This window comes from Streptomyces chilikensis (genome assembly GCF_001642695.1).
Taxonomy (GTDB): Bacteria; Actinomycetota; Actinomycetes; order Streptomycetales; family Streptomycetaceae; genus Streptomyces; species Streptomyces chilikensis.
The window spans coordinates 2,632,566-2,637,909 of the sequence record NZ_LWCC02000005.1; the positions used below are offsets into that span (position 1 = coordinate 2,632,566).

Genomic DNA, 5,344 nt, shown 5'->3' on the forward strand with positions numbered 1-5,344 from the left:
GCCGCCGCCCGCCGCCGCCCCGGAGCGCGTCGCCGGCGCGGCGGCCCCCGCGGCTCCGGCCCCCGCTCCGGTGGCGAGGAGGGCCGGGAGGGCGGCCAGCGCGCTCGCGGCGAACGTCCTGCGGGAAAGCCGAACCATCAGCCGTACCTCCATCGGACCACGCCCGGCTCCCCGGGGAGACGTACCGCGGGTCCTCACGATTCGCGGCCGCCCGCGCACGGGCGGTACCACTTCGACAACGGTCACCCAGCATGCCCCACCCGAATGATCGATCGTCGGAGCCGCGAAGGTAACGTGCTCGATCGGAGCAGGCGCCGACCGACGGCACCCTGTCCGACCCGATGATGATCACGAAAGGGACGATGTGAGCGACATCGAACGCGTGGGAGTGGTGGGCTCCGGCCAGATGGGAGCCGGCATCGCCGAGGTCTGCGCCCGCGCCGGTCTGGACGTGAAGGTCGCCGAGGCCACCGGCGAAGCCCTGGAGATCGGGCGCACCCGGGTCTTCACCTCCCTCCAGCGGGCGGTGGAGCGCGGCAAGCTCACCGAGGAGGAGCGCGAGGCCACCGAGGCGCGCCTGGACTTCACCACCGACCTCGGCGAGTTCCACGACCGCGACCTGGTGATCGAGGCCGTCGTCGAGAACGAGCAGGTCAAGACGGAGATCTTCCAGGTGCTGGACCAGGTGGTCACCCGCCCGGACGCCATCCTCGCCTCCAACACCTCCTCCATCCCGCTCGTGAAGCTGGCAGTCGCCACCTCGCGTCCGGACCAGGTGGTCGGCATCCACTTCTTCAACCCGGCGCCGGTGCAGCAGCTCGTCGAGCTGATCCCCGCGCTGACCACCTCCGAGGGCACCCTGAGCCGGGCGCAGCTGTTCGCCGAGAAGGCCCTCGGCAAGCACTCCATCCGGGCCCAGGACCGCTCCGGCTTCGTGGTCAACGCGCTGCTGATCCCGTACCTGCTGTCGGCGATCCGGATGTTCGAGTCGGGCATCGCCAGCCGCGAGGACATCGACAACGGCATGGAGATGGGCTGCGCCCACCCGATGGGCCCGCTCAAGCTCTCCGACCTGATCGGCCTCGACACGGTGGCCTCGGTCGCGTACTCGATGTACGAGGAGTACAAGGAGCCCCTGTACGCCGCTCCCCCGCTGCTGCAGCGGATGGTCGACGCCGGCCGCCTGGGCCGCAAGACGGGGTCGGGTTTCTACACGTACGGCTGACGCCGCGCCATCGCACGACGACGGGTCCTGCGCCGGGAGTCCGGCTCGGGGCCCGTCGTCGTGCCGCGACCGCCTGCCGGACGGAAGGGCCTGGACCCGGCCGGGCGGCCGTCAGGCCGCCCGCTGGGAGGCGGCCGCGGCGGGGTGCAGGTCGTCGAGGGAGAGCGGGTGGGCGGGGGGATCGGCGAGGACGACCTGACCGGTGGCGCGGGGGCCGGGGCCCACGTGGAGCAGCTCGCCGGGTTCCATCGCGCGCCAGTGGGCGTCGTCGTCCATGCGTTCGCTGGCGACGACGACGGCGGGGTGCTCGGCGAGGGCCGAGGAGTGGACGCGCATGCGGCCGTTGCTGCCGGTGTGGTCGAGGTGCCGGTCGCCGTGCGTGCCGCCGGCCCGGCGCTCGAGGACGTACAGGTCGTGGGTGTCGGGGTAGCGCAGCGCCCACAGCTCCCGCGGGCCGGCGAGGACCAGGTTCAGGGCGTAGACGGGCAGGTGGGCGGCGATCCAGCGGGCCGCCTGCCGGATGCCCGCGGTGACGTCGCCGCCGTGCCGTCGGGTCTCCCGGGTGATCAGGGCGAAGAACCGCTCGGAGTCGGTGTCCCCCTTCACCCGTGACCGGTCCTCGCCCAGGTGGTCGTCGAGCTCGTCGAGGCCCTCGACGACCCCGTTGTGCGCGAAGAGCCGCCCGTCCTGCTCGAAGGGGTGGGTGTTGCGCGGATCGAGGCCGCCGGTGGACGCGAAGCGGATGTGGGCGACGAAGGTGGACGACTCCTCCTGCCGGGCCTCCTGGGCGAACGCGCGGTCGCGGTAGGCCGCGATGGGCGCCTTGTCGACGCGCGGGGTGCCGTCCGCGGTGAAGTGGCCGAGGCCGGTGCCGTCGGGGTCCCGGTGGCTCTGCCGGCTGAGGCTGTCGGGGGCGTCGAGGAGCCAGAAGGTGGCGTGCGTACGCCGCGGGGCACTGCTGAGGCCGAGGAGACGGCACACGGCCTTTCACCTCCGTGGGGTCGGCCGGCCCTTCGCGGCGCACGCCGCGCCGGGCCGGCGGTTCGGGGTCCGGCCGTCAGTGCCGGCCGGGACGGCGGGGGTTGCGGGTCTCCGCGCCGTGGGCGAAGCCGCCGGCCTCGTCGGCCCGGTGGGGGCGGTGCTGCGTGTCCAGCCGGGGCAGGAGGCGGCGCAGGTCCGCCAGGAGCAGGTCGGCCAGGTCGTGGCTGAAGCCGTTGCGGACCACGATGCGCAGGGCGGCCAGGTCGGTGCGGTCGGCGGGGAAGGTGTACGCGGGAACCAGCCAGCCGCGTTCGCGCAGGCCGGCGGAGACGTCGAAGACGCTGAAGTGGTCGATGCCCTCGCGCACCCGGAAGGCGAAGACGGGGATGTCGCTGCCGTCGGTGATCAGTTCGAAGGGGCCGAGCCGGGCGATCTCCCGGGCCAGCCGGGTGGCGACGTCGCGGCAGGTCTGCTGGACCCGCCGGTAGCCGTCGAAGCCGAGGCGCAGGAAGTTGTAGTACTGGGCGACGACCTGGGCGCCCGGCCGGGAGAAGTTCAGCGCGAAGGTCGGCATGTCGCCGCCGAGGTAGTTGACGTGGAAGACCAGGTCGTCGGGCAGGGCGTCGGCGTCCCGCCACAGCGCCCAGCCGACACCGGGCATGACCAGGCCGTACTTGTGGCCGGAGGTGTTGATCGAGGCGACCCGCGGCAGCCGGAAGTCCCACCGCAGGTCCGGGTCGAGGAAGGGGGCGATCATCGCGCCCGACGCGCCGTCGACGTGGAGGGGGACGTCCAGTCCGGTGCGGGCCTGGAGGTCGTCCAGGGCCGCGGCGATCTCCTCGACGGGCTCGTAGCTCCCGTCGAAGGTGGACCCGAGCACGCTGACGACGCCGATGGTGTTCTCGTCGCACCGCTCGACCGCCTTGTCGGGCGTGAGGTGGTAGCGGTCGCCCTCCATGGGCACGCAGCGGGGTTCGACCTCGAAGTAGTCGGCGAACTTCTCCCAGCAGATCTGCACGTTGCCGCCCATGACCAGGTTGGGCCGGTCGGTCGCCCTGCCCTCGGCGCGGCGGCGGTGCTGCCAGCGCCGCTTGAGCGCCAGCCCGCCCAGCATGGCCGCCTCGCTCGATCCGGTGGTCGAGCAGCCCATCGCCCGCCGGGGATCGTCGGCGTGCCAGAGCCGGGCCAGCATGTGCACGCACCGGGCCTCGAGTTCCGCGGTCTGCGGGTACTCGTCCTTGTCGATCATGTTCTTCTCGGCGCACTCGGTCATCAGCCGCATCGCCTGGGGTTCGGCCCAGCTGGAGAGGAACGTCGCCAGGTTCTGCCGGGCGTTGCCGTCGAGCATCAGCTCGTCGTGCACCACCTGGTAGGCGGTGTCCGGCTCCATCTCCCCGTCCGGCATCTCGTACCGGGGCACCCGTACGGGTTCACGGCTGAACACGGGGTTGACCTGCAGGTCACGGCTCTCGCCGTGGGCATCGTGCCGGACCGTCATGCGCACTCGCCCTCTCCGCGGGGATGGGTATGCCTCCGGCGGGAGTCCCCCGCGGTGCGCGTCGTGAACCAGGCCGGGCCGCGCCGGCGGCTTCCGCTTGCGGAACGACGACCGCCCGTGCCCCTCCGCCTTCCGGCGGAGGCCCGCCGGCGTCCTCTCGTCACCGGTGGGGCCGGGCGGGCCCCGCGCGCCGTGCCACGGCGCGCCGTTCGCCCGTGGGCGGCACGCCGGACGCCGGCGCCCCGGGCGGGGAGGCGGCCGGCGGGCGCGTTCCTCCGGCCCGGATCACCCGCACGGCGCGGAGGACGGGTTTTCACCCGTGCGGCCGACGCCCCGCGGACGCGCGTCCGGTCCCCGGACGGCCACGGGGCGCCGCCCCTCCCGCCGGCGGCCTGCCATCCGGGTGGTCGGGGGCACGCGGGCCGGGCGCGACGCCGGGTTGTACCGGCGTGCCGGAGGCGCGGGGTGCGACGGTGGGCGCAGCCCGCCCGGTTCCATCACCCCGCCCGGCCCTGCCCCGTGCCCTCGTGCACCGCCCGGCCGGTCACCGGCCGGTCACCGGCCGGGCGTCGGCCGGTGACCACGCCCGAGGAGAACGCCATGCCCGCCCTGTACACCTTCGACGTCTTCTCCAGCCTCGACGGCTACGGCGCCGCCGGCGGGGACTGGGGCGGCTACTGGGGCAAGCAGGGCCCTGAGCTGCTCCATCACCGCCTCGCCCAGTACAGCGTGGAGCAGCGGATGGTCATGGGGGCCAACACCTACCGCGCGTTCACGCGGCTGCTGGCGTCGGACGGCGGGGAGCCCGGGGTGCACGACGCGTGGGTCACGCGGCTGAGGAACCTGCCGGCGACGGTGGTGTCGACGACGCTGGAGGGTCCGCTCGACTGGCGGGACGCGACCCTCGTCAGCGGTGACGCGGTCGAGGTCGTGGCCCGGCTCAAGGAGGAGTCCGGGGTGCCGCTGCGCTCGCACGGCAGCCTGTCGATGAACCGGGCGCTGATGGCCGCGGGCCTGGTCGACCGGCTGCAGGTGACGATCTTCCCCGTCATCACCGGCCGGACCGGGCTGGACCCGCTCTTCCGCGGCGCCGCGGACTTCGACCTGGAGCTGATCGAGAGCCGGACGCTCGACGGCCGCGTCCAGGAACTCGTCTACCGGCCGGTCCCGCACTGATCCCGGCCTGCCGCCGGACCGCCGGTTCCGCGGTCGCGCGGCGGGAAGGGCGCGGACGCCAGGCCGGGCCCGCGCCGGTGAGGACGGGGAGACGGACCGAGGGCGGCCCCGGCCGCGGGCCCCGTGCCGGGAGCCCGGCACGGGGCCCGGCGGTCCGCGGAGGCGACCTGCGGTCCGCGGGGCGGCGGACGGTCGGCGAGACCGGCTGCGGGCCGCTGAGGCGGCGGGCATTCGGCGAGGCAGCGTGCTGTCCACGGAAACGGCAAGCAGTCGGCGAGACAGCGGGCGTGCCACGGAAGCGACCTGCGGGCCGCGGAGGCGGCGGGCCGCTGAGGCGGCCTGCGGGCCGCGGAAAGGGCAAGCAGTCGGGCGGGACGGCGGGCGGGCCGCAGGGGTGGCCTGCGGGCCGTGGAGACGGCGGGCGGGCCGGGCGCACCGCTGCGGTACGTGCGGGGCGACCGGCC

At 74.5% G+C, this 5,344-nt stretch carries 4 protein-coding genes; 2 read left to right on the forward strand and 2 right to left on the reverse strand.

Features of this window, described 5'->3' with window-relative positions:
• The first annotated feature begins 364 nt into the window (after positions 1–364).
• Positions 365–1,225, forward strand: a complete 861-nt coding sequence (locus A2U95_RS11835) for a 3-hydroxybutyryl-CoA dehydrogenase (protein ID WP_166022092.1) — start codon at positions 365–367, stop codon at positions 1,223–1,225.
• Between the two features lie 111 nt (positions 1,226–1,336).
• Here A2U95_RS11835 and A2U95_RS11840 read toward each other — a convergent pair whose 3' ends face one another.
• Both A2U95_RS11840 and gad read right to left on the reverse strand, forming a co-directional pair.
• Positions 1,337–2,206 (reverse strand): class II glutamine amidotransferase, encoded by an 870-nt coding sequence (locus tag A2U95_RS11840; protein WP_166022093.1) that lies wholly within the window; start codon positions 2,204–2,206, stop codon positions 1,337–1,339.
• Positions 2,207–2,282: 76 nt separating this feature from the next.
• On the reverse strand, positions 2,283–3,704 hold the full coding sequence (gene gad, locus A2U95_RS11845; RefSeq protein ID WP_166022094.1) for a glutamate decarboxylase: 1,422 nt from the start codon (positions 3,702–3,704) through the stop codon (positions 2,283–2,285).
• Positions 3,705–4,304: 600 nt separating this feature from the next.
• On the opposite strand from gad, the gene A2U95_RS11850 reads away from it, so the two are divergent.
• On the forward strand, positions 4,305–4,880 hold the full coding sequence (locus tag A2U95_RS11850) for a dihydrofolate reductase family protein (protein WP_166022095.1): 576 nt from the start codon (positions 4,305–4,307) through the stop codon (positions 4,878–4,880).
• Positions 4,881–5,344 lie beyond the last annotated feature (464 nt).

What these genes read in the sequence shown, in the direction of transcription:
- gad (WP_166022094.1), bottom strand. Translation starts at nt 3,704, where the DNA reads ATGACGGTCCGGCACGATGCCCACGGCGAGAGCCGTGACCTGCAGGTC.
- A2U95_RS11850 (WP_166022095.1), top strand. Translation starts at nt 4,305, where the DNA reads ATGCCCGCCCTGTACACCTTCGACGTCTTCTCCAGCCTCGACGGCTAC.